We start from the raw sequence: 16,576 nt of genomic DNA, 5'->3' as shown, positions 1-16,576 counted from the left end.
ACCCACGGAGGACCCGCGTTACCCCGCCACCCGGGCTGTCAACCCGACCCCAAGAAGAGGAGCCGTGGACGAGAGGCGACCCCAGCGGCATACGGCATCATCGGGGGAGCGTCAGCGAGCGGGAAACAGGTTGTCCGCCAACGCCTTCAGGGTGAACAAGCTGCCCTCGGATGCGACCAGGCCACCGCCCTCGGGGGCCCGCTCGTCGCCGCCCGGCCCGCCGCCCGGCCCGCCGCCCGCCCCGAGGCCCGGCTCGGCCAGCTCGGCGCGGGCCCGTACGGCTTCGGCGAGCCGCCAGCCGTCGCGCTCCGCCCCGACGGCCCGGTCCGTCGCGACGGCCGCCTCCTGCCTCGCCTCCTGGGCCTGCTCCGTGGCCGCCTCGGCGGTGCCGCGGTGGACCTCCCGGCCGAAGAGCCAGCCGATCGCCGTGAACGCCATCGCCTCGAACCCCTGGATGACGAACACCGTGCGCAGCCAAGTGCTCTCGGCGAGCGTGCTGTCACCGGCGCGGGTGAAGGCGATGGCGGCGAAGACGATGTAGATGAGGGCGATGGCCGCTGCCGCGAGGAAGAGCAGGACCCAGGGCACACCGTTTGCCTTGTTGCGAGTCACTCGCGATCAGCCTTCCCCTCTTCGTTGTAGTCGAAGGACGGTCGGTCGGCCTCCGACTGCCAGTAGCCCTTCAGCGACTCCTTGAGCTCCTCGTCGCCGGGACTGCTCGTCAGCGCCTCGGCGACGCTGCGGCCTGACACCGTGGATGTCACCGGTTGCTCGAGGACCGGCGGGGGCAGCGGAGCCATCGGGACCTCACGCGAGGGGGCCGCAGCAGGCGGCGAGGCCACACCCCGCGACGAGGCCCCACCCCGCGACGAGGCGGCACCGCGCAACCGGCGCTGGGCCACCTCCGGCAGGCGGCGCGCCGACCGGCCCTGCGCCTCGACCCCAACGCTGCGCGCCGCGTCGACGAGCAGGTCGGGCAGGTCGTCGCCGAGCTCGGCCGCGAGGTCGCGGAGCAGGCCCGGGTGCATCGACCTCTCCCGGTCGGTCAGGGTCCCCGCCTCCTCGAGCAGCTCGTCGCGCAGCCGGGACCCGTGGGGGTCCCGCCTCAGCACCCCGGACCGGCGGATGACCCGCAGCACGGCGACTCCGGCCGTCATCGCCTCGATCCGCGCACCGAAGTCGAGCGCGCTCTGTCGAGCCTCCTGGTAGAGCAGCCGCGCGTCCTCGAAGCCGACGGTCTCGTCCGGACCCGCCGCGCAGTCCTCGGCGATCCGGGCCGCGAGCAGGTTGAGCTGGACGAACTCGATGCCGAGCCCCCGCTCGTCCGCCTCAGTGATGGCGGCGCGAGCCTCCGCGAGCGCCTCACCCTCGCGGTTCTCCGCGGCGAGCGCCTCGACGACGAGGCGGGTGACGGCGAGGTTGCGGGGCACGAGGTCGCGCGCCTGGAGGATGCGGAGAGCCTGGCGAGGCTGGCCGGCGTCGAGCAGGGCACGGGCCTGGGTCGTCGCCTGCCGGATCCAGGCGATCCGGTCCGCGGCGGCAAGGTCACCCGGGTCGGCTTCTCTCCCGAGGCGACCGGCGAGATAGACCCGCGACTCCGGTGGGAGCTCGTCCCACGCGTCCTCGAGGAAGCTGCCTGCCGCAGGCTGCCACACCGCGTCGAGCGTGGAGCTCGGCTGCCCGAGCATGAGCCGGTGGTAGAGGTGCTCGACGTGGTCGTCGATCTCGCTGCGCGCCGCATAGAAGTCGACGGCTCGCTCGTGGATCTCGCGGACCCGGTCGGCGTCCTCCGCCTCGAGCAGGGGCAGCATCTCCCGCCGCACGTCGGCCCGGTGGGTGAGGACCCCCGGGCGGGCCTCGGTGACGAGGGCGACCTCGTGGCGCAGACTCGCGAAGAGCTCCGCCGCGCGAGCAGGCGTCACCGCGCCGAGACCGCACGGCTCTGCGAGCACGACGCGGATCACCTCCGGCGTGATCTGGCGGACCACGAGGCCGGGGCTGGCGAGGGGACGCACCGGCTTGGCCACGTGGTCGAGGATCCGCCGGTAGAGGACGCCCTGCACCTGCTCGGCCCGCAGGTCGTAGAGCAGCCGGCGCCGGCCGCGCCCGGTGGAGAGGGCGCCTGGGCCGGTCCGGATGGCGAGGTCCGCCGCGAGCCGGAGGCTCAGCGGATTGCCGGAGACGCGCTCGACGATGAGCCGCACGAGCTTCCGGTCGACCCGCTGCCCCCGCAAGGCACGGGTGAGGAGCGTCTCCGCCTGCGCCTCGTCGAGACCGCCGAGCGCCAGGTTGCGGACCGTCAGCTCCTCGACCGGTGCCCGGCCGGCGACGACGACCCGCAGGTGGGGCAGGCGCCGCTGCATCCGCTGCAGCGCCTCGTCGAGCTGGCGCAGGAAGGAGCGGCTCCGACGCTGCGCCATCTCGAAGGTGTCGAGGACGAGCAGGACGGGCGTGTCGCCGCTCACCGAGCCGACCGCGTCCGCAAAGGACGAGGCGACGATCGCCGCGTCGGCGAGCTGCCGACCGACGTCCCGGGTCGAGCTCCCGCGCAGCGTCGTCTCCTCGCTGCGCAGGGCGGTCTGGACGACGAGCAGCTCGTCGATCTGCCGACGCACGTGGGTGAGCGGCTCGACGAGCTGGGCCGCCTGGAGCGACAGCTGTCGCGCGGCCTCGCTGAGCAGGGTCAGTGGGAACCGCGGGTCCAGCTCCGCCCGGTCGAAGCTGAGATAGCTGAAGAGCAGCGGGTGCTCGGCCTGCTCGGCCTGCTCGGGTATGCCGGGGCCGACGTGGTCGAGGACGAAGCGCGCGAGCAGGGTCGACTTCCCGACCCCGCCCGGCCCGTGGAGCGCGAGCGCGGCCACCCCGTCGGGCGCGTCGCCGCGGAGGTGCTCCTCGAGCAGTGCGAGCTCGCGCTCGCGGCCGACGAAGTCCGGACCCGCCACGGCCCGCAGCGGAGCGAGGACGTTGGCCAGGTCGAGGGCGGCCCGGATGGCGGGCTCGGTCGGCAGGTCGAGTCCCAGCGGGGCCAGCCACTGACGAGCGCGCAGTATGCCGCTGAGCTCGCTCGCGGCCAGACCGCTGAGCTCGCGCTCGCCCTCGAGGAGGCGGCGAGCCATGTGGTGGGTGACGTCGTCGTCGCCCGGTCGGATCGCGCCGGGTCGGGCCAGCTCGTCCACGAGCCCGGTGGCTCCGAGCTCCTGGACGACCTCGTGCCGGACGGGCAGACGCAGCCGCCACTGTGGGCCGTGCTGGGTCGTGACGAGCTCACAGTCGTGCAGGACGAAGGTGTCGAGCTCGCTCAGCTCAGCGGTGAGGTCGGCGGGGATGTCGGACGGGTTCCCTTTCCCGGTGGTCGCGCTCACGTGTGGCGCGGCCTCTCCCTCCCTCTCGTCGCGGCCGAAGACGGACCGGAGCAACGCCCTCAGCGAGGCCCGCCCGCCCCGCACCGATTTCGCGCCGGGCTGGCCGGGCTGGCCGGAGGGCTTCGGGGGGCGCCGGGACTGCAGCAGTCCCAGGTCGAAGTAGTCGAGGAGCGCGACCCGGTTGCGGCAGCGCCGCCGGTAGTCGCTCACTGGCGGTTGGACCGGCTCGTGCGCAGGACCGGTGGTGGCCGCGGCCGGAGGCGGGGCCGCGGCCAGGCGCTCCCGCACCTGCGCTGCGGTGACGACGGGTGTCCGCCTCGGCTCGGCCATCACGCCACCCCGAAGACCTGCAGGGCCCGGCTCATCGCACTCGGGCCGAGGTCGGCCATGGGGCGGCCGTCGATCGGCTCGAGCGCGTCGACGATCGCCTCGAGGGCCTCGTCGCCGGGGTCGGCGCCCTGGAGGGTGAGGGCGGCCCGCCGGAAGAACGCCTTGACGTCCTCACGGCTGGGGCTCCCGATCGGCTCCTGCAGGGCCAGCCCGGCCGATGCGGGGTTGCCCGAGTAGCCGAGGACGACGACCCGCAGGGGTCCGAGGTCGCGGTTCGCGGCAGCCCGTGCCACGGCGTCGATGAGCTGGAGAGCGCCGCCCGTCGCCGTCGCCGGTGTGAAGCCGTCGAGGACGAGCCACACCGCACCCGGCTTCTCGGAGATCTCGTCGGCGAGCCACGGCACGAAGCGGCTGACGACGGTCTCCGGCTGGGCCGTCGGGTCGAAGGTCGGCGTCTCCTTGGTCGGCACGAGCCGCGCTGCGATGAGGGTGCACAGCTCGCGCACGTCGATCGGCGCCCCCGCGCGGAAGGACATGTCGATGACCTTGACCGGCTTCGGCCCACCGTTCTCGCCGAGGTAGTGGATGAACTGGCGGGTGTAGGTCTTCCCGGTCCCGGCCTCACCCATGACGAGCAGCGCGCGACGCGCCTGGCCGGTCAGCATCGTCTGGAGGCTGCTGCGCAGGTGGGTCCGGTCGATGAAGGGCAGGTCCTCCCCGACGAGGGCGGTCTCGAAGACGGCGTCCGGTATCGGTGGGGGAGGGGGCGGGGGCTCTTCGGTCCCGCCGCCGTTCCCATCGCCGTTCCCACCGCCGGGGTCGCCGACGGCATCCCCGATGGGCTCGGCCAGCAGCCGGTCGATGAGCGCCCGACCCTGGGTGCTGTTGGGATCGTCCCTGACGCGTTCGAGCAGGACCCGGAGCCTGCCCTGCTTGTTGGCCTGGACGGCGACCGTCTGCCAGACCAGCGCGACCGGCTGCTCGAGATAGACGTGCGTGAGGTCGACCCCCGCCTGGGTGGTCAGGTACACGACCTCGTCGCGCGTCGAGAACGTCTGGTAGAGAAAGGTGACCAGGGCCAGGGCGTCGGTGTGCGACGCCTCGAAGGGATTTCGGTCGAGCAGGCCCATGTCACATCAGCCCCTCCGCGGTCAGCGCGGCGGCGACCCGCTCGATGCGCCGTCCCTGGTTGAAGTACTCGGTGCGCCCGCCCTTGACCGTGCTGCCCCAGCGGTGGTGGAGCCCGACGACCTCCCACTGCTCGTTGAAGACCGGGGACCCGGACGAGCCGGCGTCGGTGTCGGTCCGGTACTGGATCACGTCGTCCGTGACCCCGACCACGACGTTGTGGATCATCCCGATCTTCTTCTCGCGACCCTGGGGGTGCTGGATGATGTAGACCCGGTCGTGCGGCTTCGGCGCGACCGCCCCCGTGAGCGGGAGGATCCGGGCCGACTCGGGCATGGTGGTCGCGGTCCGCACCACCGCCCAGTCGTGGTCCGCCCTGCCGACGATCGACTCCGGCATGCACGCCACCACGGTGTACTCCCGCGGTGCACCGCCGAAGGCGACCTCGAAGCCGAACCACGCCTCGACCGCAGTGGCCCGCCCCACCTCGTCGAAGAGCACGTGGTGGTTGGTCAGCAGCAGGTCGGGACCGATCCGGAACGCCGTGCCGTAGTAGCGCTTGCCGTCGTTGAGCGTGACGAGCAGCTTGGCGACCGACGGGCTGAGCTCGAGGCCGCGCTCGAGGAAGGAGATGTCGAGCAGCGTCGACTGGGCCTCGATGGTCCGTTCGAGGCCCGGCAGATCCTCGACGTCGACCTTCCAGGCGATGGCGTCGATCGAGTTCGTCGGGTCGGACGAGGCGGCGGGGGTCTCGGCCAGCAGGGCGTCGAGCACGGGGCGGATGGCCGCGGCGTTGGGGTCCTGGGCCGCGGTGCTGAGCAGCACCCTCAGGCGGTCCTGCTTCCGGGCGGTGTCGAGCACCGCCGTCCAGACGAGGTGCATCGGTCCGGACATGTCGACGAACCCGGTCTTGATGCCCGAGGACTTCATCAGGGCGCTGACCGCGCCGGGCGAGTCGAACGTGTCGAGCAGCGTGCTGCGCAGCTGTTGCACGGCGGGCTGGCTGAAGTCGAGCGGGTACGTGTCGAGGACATGGACGATCGCCTCACCCGGACCGCGGCCTGCTTCCCCCTGGGTCATGTGATCCACCCCCCGTTGGTGGGACACGGCTGTTGCTCCCAGTGAAACACCGCCGCAGCGGGTGCACCGTCGCTTTTGCGGAACCGGTCCCCAGAAACTCGTCGGGTGAGCCCGTCATGAAATGGGTACTCGTTCGTCTACAAGGCAGTGGCCGCTCCCGCTGACCCCCGTAGCCGGGGGCGGCCACCCGCCTCCCCCGTCACTCCGATCCGAGGAAGCGAGCCATGGACGTCCTCGTTGTCACCACCCCGCTCGTCGTCATGGTCGGCCTCCTCGCCCTGATGCAACACATCGAGAGCCGCATGTCCGAGAAGGCCCCCGTCCGGATCACCACGGGCGAGCTGCCCGGGCGAGCCGCCGCGCAGCGCGCTGCCGCCGTGGAGACGCGCGCCGACATCCGGCCGCGACGCGACGCGATCTCGCCCCTGCTGGCCGGCGCGCCGTTCGCCGTGCTCGTGACGACCGCGATCCTCGCCGCGGCCGTCGTCGTCCGCATGGCTGCCTGAGCAGCGCCGCACCCCTCCCTCAGGTCACCCGCGCGCGGGAGCGAGCCCAGCGGCATACGGCCTCGTCGGTCAGCGAGCAACCTTCTTGGCGGCACGCTTCACGGTGGCCTTCTTCTTCGGGAGCGTGCGCGAGTCGGCGATGTGCACCGAGCCGCGCTCGCGGTCGAGGGTGAACAGCCCGATGGCCTCGGCGAGGTCGCTGAGCTTGCTGTAGCCGTAGCGCCGCGGGTCGAAGTCGGGCGCCTGCTTGACGATGAGGTTGCCCACCGCACTCAGCCCGGCCCACCCGCTCTCCCCGGAGGCCGCGTCGATGGCCGAGCGGAACAGGCCGACGAGCCGCGCGTCCTGTCGCAGGTCGTTGGTGGACTTCCGTGTGGTGGGGGGCGCCTCACCATCGACGGCGGTGCGGTTGCGGAAGATCTCGGTGTAGACGAACTGGTCGCACGCCTGGACGAAGGGCTCCGGCGTCTTCTCCTCACCGAAGCCGACGACCCGCTTGCCCGACTCGCGCAGTCGCGACGCGAGCCGCGTGAAGTCGCTGTCGCTCGACACGATGCAGAAGCCGTCGAAGGTGCCGGTGTGGAGCAGGTCCATCGCATCGATGATCATGGCGCTGTCGGTGGAGTTCTTGCGCGCCGTGTAGGCGAACTGCTGGATCGGCTGGATCGAGTGGGTGAGCAGCACGCTCTTCCAGCTGCCGAGCTGCGGCGTCGTCCAGTCCCCGTAGATGCGCTTGACGCTGGCGACCCCGAACTTGGAGATCTCCGCGAGCAGCGGCTCGATGATCGAGGCGTCCGCGTTGTCGGCGTCGATGAGGACGGCGAGGTGGGCGTTGCCGTTCGGCAGTGTCGTCATGCCCCCATCCTGCCGGGCTGGGGATCTGGATGCGTCGGGTTGACCTGGCTGCGTCGCCTCAAGGGGAGGCGTCGAGGTCAACCCGACGCAGAGCGGCAGGCGTTCAGGCGGAGACGGACTCGCGGTCGTCGACGCGTGAGGACAGTGCCTCGAGCAGGGCGGCGAGCTCGCCGCGGCGCTCGTCGGTCGCGGTGACCTCGCCCTCCGGCGACAGGTCCTGCATGAAAGTGAGCCCCGTCGTCCCGACGACGTCCGCCTTGACGTGGGTGAGGACCTTGGCGAGGTCGGCGGCCGCGTCGGTCCCGCCGCTCCAGCCGTAGCCGACGATCGCGATCGGCTTGCTGTCCCACTCCGCGAAGAGCATGTCGACGGCGTTCTTGATCGGCGCCGGGAAGCTGCGGTTGTACTGCGGCGTCACGACGACGATGGCGTCGGACTCGAAGATCTCGCTGGCCCACTGCTGCGTGTGCGGCAGGGCGTACTTGCCGGACTTCGGGTGCTCCTCCTCGTCGAGGAAGGGCAGACCGCTCGGGTCGAGCACCTTGACCTCCCACGCGCCTGCGGGGGCCTGGGCCGCGACCCAGTCGGCGACCTTGGGCCCGATCCGGCCGGGGCGGGTGCTGGAGACGATGATGCGCAGTTGTTTCACAGTTCAACTAACTTCTGGGGGCGTTGGTCCATTCCGGGAGGGTCTGTGGGCCACGTCACAACCGGTCGTCGGCTGCGGCCGCTCGGGGCTGCTGCTCGCGCGCCTTCATCTCCGCCTCGTAGCGGTGCCGCTCGGGGTCGCCGGCCTCGGCCCGCACCTCGTCGACGACGTCACGGAAGACCGTCCAGTAGCCCTCGTCGAACGCCTCGACGATCTGGAAGGTCCACATCCCCGGCAGGACGTTCCGCCCGACGACACACTCCTCGACGACGTCGGCTGCCGAGTCGAGCCCGGCCTCGCGCAGCAGGTGGACCGCCTCCTGGAGGCTCGCGTCAGCCCGGCCGGTCAGCCGGTGGAAGCCGTAGAGCAGCCCTCGCGCGTGCTCGACGACCTCCAGCGCCTCGGACAGCTTGCCCAGAGCCTCGACGGTGGCGTCGCCCACCCCGTCGGGCCTCGTCCGGGCCGGGGCGTCCGGTCGCTTGGCGCTGCCGTATCGCTGCACTGCCTCGTTAACGTTCACATCCCTCGCGTGCCCGCTCCCTCGACGTCCAAACGCCATGGCCGTATGCCGCTGGGCTCGCTCCCGCTCCCGGGCGCGCTCCCGCTCCGGTCGGGTCGGGGGGTGTGACGGGTCGGGGGTGTGACTGGTGGGGGTCGGCCGGAGGGGGTCGGCCGGAGGGTCAGTCCTCGGTCCTCGGATCGCTGCTCGGGCGGGGCACGAGCCGGACCCCCGTGATCGCGTGATGACCGACGCCGGTCACCTCGATCGACCAGCCGTCGATCTCGACGACGTCGCCGGGGGCGGTCGGGATCCGCCCGAGCCGCTGGAGGACGAGCCCGGCCACGGTCGTGTACTCACCGTGCCGGACCAGCCCGGCGTTGACCCCGACATCCTCGAGGTCGTGCACCGGGAACGTCCCGGGCAGGGCGATGGAGCCATCGGGTGCCCGCTCGATGTCGAGCGTGTCGTCATCCGTCTCGTCGTAGATCTCGCCGACGACCTCCTCGAGCAGGTCCTCGAGGGTGACGATCCCGTCGACGGAGCCGTGCTCGTCGATGACGACCGCGAGCTGCTGGCGCTCGACCTTGAAGCGTCGCAGCGCCGCCGAGACCCTCGCCGTGTCCGGCAGGACGAGCGCCGGGGTGGCGACCTCTCCGACGGAGCGGTGCTCGTCGTCGAGGAGCAGGGCCCAGTGCGCCACGCCGATGACGTCGTCGCGGTTGTTGCCCCGGATGACGGGCGCGCGGGAGTGGCCCTCCTCCGCGAGGAGTGCACGGGCCTCCGCGACCGACATCGAGTGCCGCAGGAAGAGGGTCTGGCTGCGCGGGACGAGCACCTCGCGCAGGACCCGCTCCTGGATGTCGAAGGCGCCGGCGATGATCTCGCGCTGCTCCGGCCCGAGGCCCTGGTGGGTGGACACGATCTCGCGCAGCTCGTCCGGAGTGAGCTCCTCGCTCGCGGCCTCGGCCCGCCCGCCGAGCAGGCGCACCACCGCGTTGGTCGCGATGCCGAGGGTCCACACCGCAGGGCGGGACAGCGTCGACAGGAGGTCGAGTGGGCGGGCGACGGCCTTGGCCCAGGGCATCGCCATCTGCATGGCGAGGCGCTTGGGGGCGAGCTCGCCGAGCACGAGCGTGAAGAAGGTCAGGACGAGCGTCACCCCGGCGACGGCGACGGCCTCGGCCGCTCCGCCGAGGAAGCCGAGCGCGGGCACGAGGGGCTCCGCGAGGGCGACCGCGGCTGTCGCCGAGGCGAGGAAGCCGGCCAGGGTGATGCCGATCTGGATCGTCGCGAGGAAGCGGTTGGGGTCCCGGGCGAGGCGGACGAGGCGCCGAGCCCTCGCGGTGCCCTCCTTCTCGAGCTGCTTCAGCTGGCCCTCACGGAGGGAGATCAGGGCCATCTCGCTGCCGGCGAAGGCGGCGTTGAGCAGGACGAGGAAGCCGACAAGAGTGATGTTGAGCCAATAACCGGACACCTGGTCTGGCACCGAGCCTTTCGTTGCGGGTGTCCATCGTAGGCAGCGGTGCGCCGAGGGCGGGGGCTGGAGTGCTGACGTCAGGCCTCGGGCGGTGGCGGCATGCTGCAGACCAGGCCGGTCCCTGGTGCGCCGAGCTCGAGACGGCCGTCCCGGACGTGGAACGCGTTCCAGCCCTCGAGCGCCTGGAGGAAGCGGCGCTCCTGGTCCATGGCTTCCGGCGAACCGGCCCGGCGCGTCATGCCGACGCCCTCGACTCGCACCGTCTCGTCGTGCGCCTCGTAGGTCCCCGTGATCCGGTTGACGCCGGTGGTGCCCTCGACGCGGCCGTCCTCCGTCAGGGCGATCTCCGGCTTCGGGTCGGTGGTCGGCAGGCCGGCGATCGACTCGACGGTCCAGCCCCTGGTCGCCCTGGTCGCCCTGGTCGCCGGCTGACCGGCAGGCTCACTGCTCATGAGGGCAGTCAAACACGGCCTCGACAGGCCTGTGGAAACGTCGAACAGGAGTTCGAAGAAACGTGCTTGAATGGTCTGGACAGGGAGGCCGGGCGAGCCGTGCGGGACGCCCGATGAGGTCAGGGGTGACCGGTGCAGGCAGAGCAGCTGATCGAGGCAGAGGGCCTCGTCGGAGCGCTCGACCTCGCCGCCGACCTGGTGCAACGGCTGGCATCGGGGTTCCCCACGTGGTCGCTCCCGGAGGCCGACGTCAGTGCCGGTGTGGCCGCTGCCCAGCGACTGAGCCAGGTGAGCCAGACGCTCACCGCCGTGCTGGCCAGGGAGGCCGACTCGCGCTCGCTGGGGGCGGAGCACGGCCTGTCGCGGGTCGACTGGCTCAAGGCGCAGGCCCCGACCCTCGAGGGTGGCGCCGCGCTCGCCCTCCTCGGAGCAGCGATGAACGAGCCGCGCTGGGCACCGCTGTCCGAGAAGGTCCAGACCGGCCAGGTCACCGTCGCTGCGGCGGCTGTCGTGCTGCGACTGCACAAGGACGTGGTGCGCATCGCCGACCGCGAGCAGCTCGACGCGATCATCGACGTCATCGTCGACAACATCGAGCACCTGAGCGTCAAGGAGCTGGGCCGGGTCGCCGCGCAGGCCCGGGCGGCTCTCAAACCACCGAGCGAGCTGGAGCGGGAGGATGCCGGTCGTCGCCTCGGGCGGGCGCTGAGCAGGATCGGGTCGACGGCCGGCTACACGGAGTACCGGCTTCGTCTCGATCCCGAGGGGTCCGCTGTGCTCGATGCTGCCATCGACCCCCTCGCGCGCCCCCGGCCCGACGTCGGCTGGAGCGGCGAGACCAAGGAGGACCCCCGCACCCCGGCGGCCCGGCGCGCCGATGCCCTGCTCGAGCTCATCGGCCGCGCGGTCGCCGCACCGCAGGGCGTGACCCGCACGCCACGGACCCGGCTCGTCGTGACGATGAGCCTCGAGGCCCTGCTCGAGCAGGTCCGCGGGGCCGGGGTTGCCGACAACGACGCGGTCCTGTCCCCGGGCACGGTCCGGCGGCTCGCGTGCGAGGCGCAGATCATCCCCACGGTGCTCGGCGGCCCGTCCCAGGTGCTCGACGTGGGTTTCAGCCAGCGCTACTTCACGTCCGCCCAGCGGCTGGCTTTGGCGAGACGGGACGGGGGCTGCTCCTTCCCCGGGTGCACGATCCCGCCCCAGTGGTGTGAGGCGCACCATGTGGTGCCCTGGTCCCGTGGCGGCCCGACCGACCTGGCCAACGGCGCCCTGCTCTGCGGCCGGCACCACACGATCGTCCACGAGCGGGGACTGACGGCGGCCGTGCGCGCCGACGGGGTCACGTGGTTGCTCGGCGACCTGCCCGTCACCATCGGGCCCAGAGCGCCCGACCCCAGAGCGCCCGACCCCAGCGCGCCAGACCCCAGAGCGCCAGACCCTCGCTGCGCGCCAGAGGAACTGCCACTCGGGGCGTGAGGTCCCGGCCACGCGGGAAGGGCAGGGCCTGTGCGCGGGCGAGCCCAGCGGCATACGGCGGCTCAGGGCGTCGGAGGCCCAGCGTCCGGGAACGGCGAGAGGTGCCGGGGACGGTCGTCCTCCGGCACCCCTCGCCGTGCCCTGGTCAGTCTGGACCCGGCTGGCTACTCGCCGCTGCCGTGGCTCAGGCCCGTCTTGATCAGCTCCATGACCGAGCTGTCGGCCAGCGTCGTCACGTCACCCACCTGGCGGTTCTCGGCGACGTCGCGCAGGAGTCGACGCATGATCTTGCCGGAGCGGGTCTTCGGCAGCTCGGGCACGATCATGATCGAGCGCGGCTTCGCGATCGGGCCGATCTCCTTGGCGACGTGGTTGCGCAGCTCGGCCACGATGTCGGCGCCCTCGCCCGGCTCGTCCGCCTCCGCGACCGCCTCGGAGCGCAGGATGACGAACGCGACGACCGCTTGACCCGTCGTCTCGTCGGTCGCCCCGACGACCGCGGCCTCGGCGACCTTCGGGTGCGACACCAGGGCCGACTCGATCTCCGTCGTCGAGAGCCGGTGGCCGGAGACGTTCATGACGTCATCGACCCGGCCGAGCAGCCAGATGTCGCCGTCCTCGTCCTTCTTCGCGCCGTCACCGGCGAAGTAGAGGCCCTCGAACCGGCTCCAGTACGTCTCCTTGTAGCGCTCCGGGTCGCCCCAGATGCCGCGGAGCATGGCCGGCCACGGCTTGGTCAGCACGAGGTAGCCGCCATGGCCGTTGGGCACCGGCTGCGCCATGTCGTCGACGACCTCGGCTCCGATGCCCGGGATGGCCCGCTGCGCTGAGCCCGGCTTGGTGGCGGTGACGCCGGGCAGGGGGCTGACCATGATCGCGCCGGTCTCGGTCTGCCACCACGTGTCGACGATCGGGCAGCGGTCCCCACCGATGACCCGGCGGTACCACATCCACGCCTCCGGGTTGATCGGCTCACCGACCGAGCCGAGCAGCCGCAGCGAGCTCATGTCGAACTTGGCGGGGATGTCCTCGCCCCACTTCATGAAGGTCCGGATCGCGGTCGGCGCCGTGTAGAGGATCGTCACCTTCTTCTGCTCGACGATCTCCCAGAAGCGGCCCTGGTGCGGGGTGTCGGGGGTGCCTTCGTACATCACCTGCGTCGCCCCCAGCGTCAGCGGGCCGTAGACGATGTAGGAGTGCCCGGTCACCCAGCCGATGTCGGCGGTGCACCAGTAGACGTCGCTCTCCGGGTGGACGTCGTGGACGACGGCGTTGGTGTAGGCGCACTGGGTCAGGTAGCCGCCGGTCGTGTGGAAGATGCCCTTCGGCTTCCCCGTCGTGCCGGAGGTGTAGAGGATGAACAGCGGGTGCTCCGCCTCGTGCGCCGGGGCCTCGTGGGTCGGGGCCGCCGCCTCGAGCACCTCGTGCCACCAGACGTCCCTGCCCTCGGTCCACGGGGTGTCCTGGCCGGTCCGCTTGACGACGAGGACCTTCTCGACCGACGTGTCGCCGTGGTCCAGAGCCGCGTCGACGGCCGGCTTGAGCGGGGAGGCGCTGCCGCGCCGGTAGCCGCCGTCCGACGTGATGACGACCTTGGCTCCGGCGTCGTCGATGCGCGAGTGGAGCGCCTCCGCCGAGAACCCGCCGAAGACGACCGAGTGCGGGGCGCCGATCCGGGCGCAGGCGAGCATCGCGACGGCCGCTTCCGGGATCATCGGCAGGTAGATGGCGACGGTGTCGCCCTTGCGGACACCGAGCTCGTGCAGGGCGTTGGCGGCGCGCTGCACCTCCGCATGCAGGTCGGCGTAGGTGATGTCGCGGGTCTCGCCCTCCGGCTCACCGACCCAGTGGATCGCCACGCGGTCGCCGTTGCCCGCCTCGACGTGGCGGTCCACGGCGTTGTAGCAGGCGTTGAGCTCGCCGTCGGCGAACCACTTGGCGAACGGGGTGTCCCACTGCAGGGTCTGCGTGAAGTCCTTGCTCCACGTGACGTACTTGCCGGCCTGCTCGGCCCAGAATCCCTCGTGGTCGGCCTCCGCCTTGGCGTACAGCTCAGCCGTGCCGTTGGCCCGGGAAGCGAACTCAGGAGGGGGTGGGAAGGTCCGAGTCTCCTGGAGGAGGTTCTCGAGCGTTTCGCTCATCGGCTCACCTTTCGCATCGACATTGGTGCTGGAGTCGCGGACTCCCTCCTGCCAACTCAAACGCACGGTTCGCCCCCGTATCAATAGGGGCTCCGGTTCATCTCACTGCTACTGGCCAGTAGCCCGCCGAGCGGTCGGCCCCCGCCGATGAGCGGTCAGGACCGGCTCGACCGGTTTGAGGTAAACGCGCCGGCGACCTCGCGGCGCGTTCACCTCAAACCAGGGAGGTCGCGGCAGGGGATCAGTACGCCATCCCCATGACGGCGCGGACCGTGGCGAGGGTGCGCTCGGCCATCTCGTTGGCCCGGGCATTGCCCTGCCGCAGCACCTGGTCGACGTGGCCCGGGTCCCGCTCCAGCTCGGCCCGCCGAGCCCGGTGCTCGCGCAGGCCCTCGTTCACCGCCTCGGTGACGACCGCCTTCAGGGCCCGGGCGCCGCCGTCACCGATCCGCTCCGCGATGCACTCCGGAGCCTCGCCGAGGAACAGCCCGGCGAGGATGAGGAGGTTGGCCACCTCGGGACGGGTGGCAGGGTCGAAGGTGATCCGTCGGTGCGAGTCGGTCCTCGCGCCACGGACCCGGGCAGCCGTCTCGTCCGCTGAGTCCCTGAGGTTGATGACGTTGCCCCGGCTCTTGCTCATCTTCGCGCCATCCGTGCCGAGGAGGAGCGGGACGTCGCTGAGCAGCGCCTCAGGCTCGGCGAACACACTGTGCCCAGCGGCATACCTCTGGTTGAAGCGGCGCGCGATCGCCCGGGTCTGCTCCAGATGAGGCAGCTGGTCCCGGCCCACCGGGACGACCCGTGCGTGGCAGAAGAGGATGTCGGCGGCCTGGTGCACCGGATAGGTGAGGAGCAGCCCCGAGAGCGGTCGACCGTCGGAGAGTGCGAGCTCCTCCTTGACGGTCGGGTTGCGGCGCAGCTCGGCCTCGGTCGTCAGCGACAGGAAGGGCAGCATCAGCTGGTTCAGGGCGGGGACGGCCGAATGGGCGAAGATCGTCGAGCGCTCGGGGTCGAGACCGGCCGCGAGGTAGTCGATGACGAGCTCCCGGACGTGGTCGCCGATCTCGCCGACAACGTCCCGGTCAGTGATCACCTGGTAGTCGGCGATCAGGACAAAGGTGTCGACTCCTTTGTCCTGCAACCTGACCCGGTTCCGGAGGCTGGCCACGTAGTGGCCGACGTGCAGGGGGCCGGTCGGACGGTCACCGCTGAGCACCCGGAACCGAGCCGGGTCGCGCGCCGCCTGCTCGTCGATCAGCTGGTCGAGCACGGCGCTGCGCTCACGGGCGGCGGCGTAGGTGGCGCGTTCGTCGGCATGGACCTCGGGGGTCTCCCGGACGTCCGTGCTGGGGATGGTCGTGGTCGTGGTCACGGTGTGCTCCTCGGGTGGGGACCCACGGGAGACGCGACCTGCCAGTGGCATGCAGAGAGCCGCCCGCGGGCGGCTCGGAAAAGTGGTTCGTCAGGATGGCCGCCTCAGCTGGGCAGCCACCACGCGCGGTTGGTCGACGCGAACGAACTCATGCATCGAGGTTAGCGGACGGGACCACGCCCCGACTCGAAAGCACGAACCGGTCGAGTCAGGGGGTCCCGACATCGTCCAGTGTGGACCCTGCGGCCTCGTCCGGCACCCCGAAATGGTGGAGCACCCGGAGGGCTCGCAGGGTCGCCCAGGGTGACGGCTCTCGGCCGGACGGCCGCGGCACGTGCGTCTCGCCGGGCCAGCTCCGTGCCGACCAGCGGCCGTCGGCACGGCGCCGCGACCGAAGGACGTCGAGGGCCGCATCCATGCGCGAGTCGTGCGGCCGCCCCAACGTCGCCAAGCAGTCGAGACCCCGCAGGATGTCGAAGTGCCACCGCGGCGGGTGGTGGAGCCGGGTGAAGTCAGGGCGAATCACCGCACCGGTCCGCTCGCTCCTGAACAGCTCGTGCCGGAGGAGGAACTCGACCGCGCTGTCCACGGCCCTCTCCAGCTCGGCGAGCCGGTGGCCGTGGCCCGCAGCGCGATACGCCTCGATGCCCTCGAGGACCGAGACCGTCGTGTGCATCGAGGAGTGGCGCACCTCGTGCCCCGGCCGGTGCTCGCAGTTGAAGCCGCCGTCGGGGACCAGCCCGGCGAGCAGGCGGTCGACGATGCTCCTCAGGTCGTGCTCAGGAGCCCCGAACCAGCTCGAGTAGTTCAGGGCCATGCCGTTGATGCACGCGTCGCTCGAACGGATGCCCGGCCGCGGGTCGAGGCCGCCGTCCTCGGCGCGGTACGTCGCCAGGATGAGCGCCACCGACTCCCGCGCCTGCGGGTGGTCCCGCGGCAGCCCCAGGTCGCGCAGCTCGAGCAGCGTGTAGTGGCTCGAGGTCCACTTCGGCTGGTAGAAGCCGCGACCCCAGTGGCCGTCCGGTCGACGGGCGGCCAGCAGCCGCGCACCGTCGCCCTCGTGCGCGATCCGGCCCTGCAGACCCGGATCGTCGACGCCGAGCAGGTCGCGCCGGGTCTGATGGGCCACCGCGACGTCGCCCGCGAGCAGCCAGACGATCACCTCGGCATCTGCCACCTGACCATGGTGACAGGGCGGCGCGACGCATCTCACGCGCCCGGGTCGCCGGCCTGGGGAATCGGT

At 71.7% G+C, this 16,576-nt stretch carries 14 protein-coding genes; 2 read left to right on the top strand and 12 right to left on the bottom strand.

All coding sequences use genetic code 11. From position 1 onward, the window contains the following. Positions 1-111: 111 nt before the first annotated feature. The 4 genes from ABWV20_RS16825 to ABWV20_RS16810 are packed head-to-tail and all read right to left on the bottom strand — an operon-like array spanning position 112 to position 5,900. Complete coding sequence (locus tag ABWV20_RS16825; RefSeq protein ID WP_353357166.1) at positions 112-612, bottom strand: hypothetical protein; 501 nt, start codon at positions 610-612, stop codon at positions 112-114. Next, positions 609-3,692 carry an AAA family ATPase gene (locus ABWV20_RS16820; RefSeq protein ID WP_353357164.1) on the bottom strand — a complete coding sequence of 1,028 codons (3,084 nt, stop codon included), beginning with the start codon at positions 3,690-3,692 and terminating at the stop codon, positions 609-611. Before ABWV20_RS16820 ends, ABWV20_RS16825 begins: the two co-directional genes overlap by 4 nt. Further along, complete coding sequence (locus ABWV20_RS16815) at positions 3,692-4,822, bottom strand: hypothetical protein (RefSeq protein ID WP_353357162.1); 1,131 nt, start codon at positions 4,820-4,822, stop codon at positions 3,692-3,694. The genes ABWV20_RS16820 and ABWV20_RS16815 overlap by 1 nt, the downstream gene beginning before the upstream one ends. Before the next feature lies 1 nt (position 4,823). Next, a complete protein-coding gene (locus ABWV20_RS16810; protein WP_353357160.1) occupies positions 4,824-5,900 on the bottom strand; it encodes a trypsin-like peptidase domain-containing protein in 1,077 nt (358 codons plus the stop codon). Positions 5,901-6,124: 224 nt separating this feature from the next. On the opposite strand from ABWV20_RS16810, the gene ABWV20_RS16805 reads away from it, so the two are divergent. After that, positions 6,125-6,406: a hypothetical protein gene (locus tag ABWV20_RS16805; RefSeq protein ID WP_353357158.1), complete on the top strand. Its 282-nt coding sequence runs from the start codon at positions 6,125-6,127 to the stop codon at positions 6,404-6,406. A 69-nt stretch (positions 6,407-6,475) separates the two neighbouring features. Here the strand turns inward: ABWV20_RS16805 and ABWV20_RS16800 are convergent, their stop codons facing one another. The 5 genes from ABWV20_RS16800 to ABWV20_RS16780 form a co-directional block, all read right to left on the bottom strand. Continuing rightward, positions 6,476-7,261: an NYN domain-containing protein gene (locus tag ABWV20_RS16800; protein ID WP_353357156.1), complete on the bottom strand. Its 786-nt coding sequence runs from the start codon at positions 7,259-7,261 to the stop codon at positions 6,476-6,478. Positions 7,262-7,364: 103 nt separating this feature from the next. Next, on the bottom strand, positions 7,365-7,910 hold the full coding sequence (locus tag ABWV20_RS16795) for an NADPH-dependent FMN reductase (protein ID WP_353357154.1): 546 nt from the start codon (positions 7,908-7,910) through the stop codon (positions 7,365-7,367). Between the two features lie 55 nt (positions 7,911-7,965). Next, positions 7,966-8,412 (bottom strand): hypothetical protein, encoded by a 447-nt coding sequence (locus tag ABWV20_RS16790; protein WP_353357152.1) that lies wholly within the window; start codon positions 8,410-8,412, stop codon positions 7,966-7,968. 178 nt (positions 8,413-8,590) lie between these two features. Then, the gene (locus tag ABWV20_RS16785) at positions 8,591-9,898 is read right to left on the bottom strand and encodes a hemolysin family protein (protein ID WP_353357150.1); all 1,308 of its coding nucleotides are present in this window, start codon (positions 9,896-9,898) and stop codon (positions 8,591-8,593) included. A gap of 68 nt (positions 9,899-9,966) precedes the next feature. Further along, a complete protein-coding gene (locus ABWV20_RS16780) occupies positions 9,967-10,341 on the bottom strand; it encodes an META domain-containing protein (protein ID WP_353357148.1) in 375 nt (124 codons plus the stop codon). Between the two features lie 132 nt (positions 10,342-10,473). Between ABWV20_RS16780 and ABWV20_RS16775 the strand changes: the two genes are divergently transcribed. Further along, entirely contained in the window at positions 10,474-11,820 is a 1,347-nt protein-coding gene (locus ABWV20_RS16775) for an HNH endonuclease signature motif containing protein (protein WP_353357146.1), read from the top strand. A gap of 164 nt (positions 11,821-11,984) precedes the next feature. Here the strand turns inward: ABWV20_RS16775 and acs are convergent, their stop codons facing one another. From acs to ABWV20_RS16760, 3 genes are all read right to left on the bottom strand, one after another. Beyond that, on the bottom strand, positions 11,985-13,961 hold the full coding sequence (gene acs, locus ABWV20_RS16770; protein ID WP_353357144.1) for an acetate--CoA ligase: 1,977 nt from the start codon (positions 13,959-13,961) through the stop codon (positions 11,985-11,987). Positions 13,962-14,202: 241 nt separating this feature from the next. After that, positions 14,203-15,333, bottom strand: a complete 1,131-nt coding sequence (trpS, locus tag ABWV20_RS16765; protein ID WP_353357142.1) for a tryptophan--tRNA ligase — start codon at positions 15,331-15,333, stop codon at positions 14,203-14,205. 208 nt (positions 15,334-15,541) lie between these two features. After that, a complete protein-coding gene (locus tag ABWV20_RS16760) occupies positions 15,542-16,510 on the bottom strand; it encodes a hypothetical protein (protein WP_353357140.1) in 969 nt (322 codons plus the stop codon). Positions 16,511-16,576: the final 66 nt, after the last annotated feature.

This window comes from Intrasporangium sp. DVR (genome assembly GCF_040365325.1).
Taxonomy (GTDB): domain Bacteria; phylum Actinomycetota; class Actinomycetes; order Actinomycetales; family Dermatophilaceae; genus Intrasporangium.
The sequence above is the reverse complement of the archived record's forward strand: the minus strand, read 5'-3'. Positions and strand labels throughout refer to the sequence as shown.

Bases quoted from the DNA above. Each gene is read 5' to 3' on its own strand.
- ABWV20_RS16805 (WP_353357158.1), top strand. From the start codon at position 6,125: ATGGACGTCCTCGTTGTCACCACCCCGCTCGTCGTCATGGTCGGCCTC.
- ABWV20_RS16815 (WP_353357162.1), bottom strand. From the start codon at position 4,822: ATGGGCCTGCTCGACCGAAATCCCTTCGAGGCGTCGCACACCGACGCC.
- ABWV20_RS16820 (WP_353357164.1), bottom strand. From the start codon at position 3,692: ATGGCCGAGCCGAGGCGGACACCCGTCGTCACCGCAGCGCAGGTGCGG.
- ABWV20_RS16780 (WP_353357148.1), bottom strand. From the start codon at position 10,341: ATGAGCAGTGAGCCTGCCGGTCAGCCGGCGACCAGGGCGACCAGGGCG.
- ABWV20_RS16800 (WP_353357156.1), bottom strand. From the start codon at position 7,261: ATGACGACACTGCCGAACGGCAACGCCCACCTCGCCGTCCTCATCGAC.
- ABWV20_RS16810 (WP_353357160.1), bottom strand. From the start codon at position 5,900: ATGACCCAGGGGGAAGCAGGCCGCGGTCCGGGTGAGGCGATCGTCCAT.
- acs (WP_353357144.1), bottom strand. From the start codon at position 13,961: ATGAGCGAAACGCTCGAGAACCTCCTCCAGGAGACTCGGACCTTCCCA.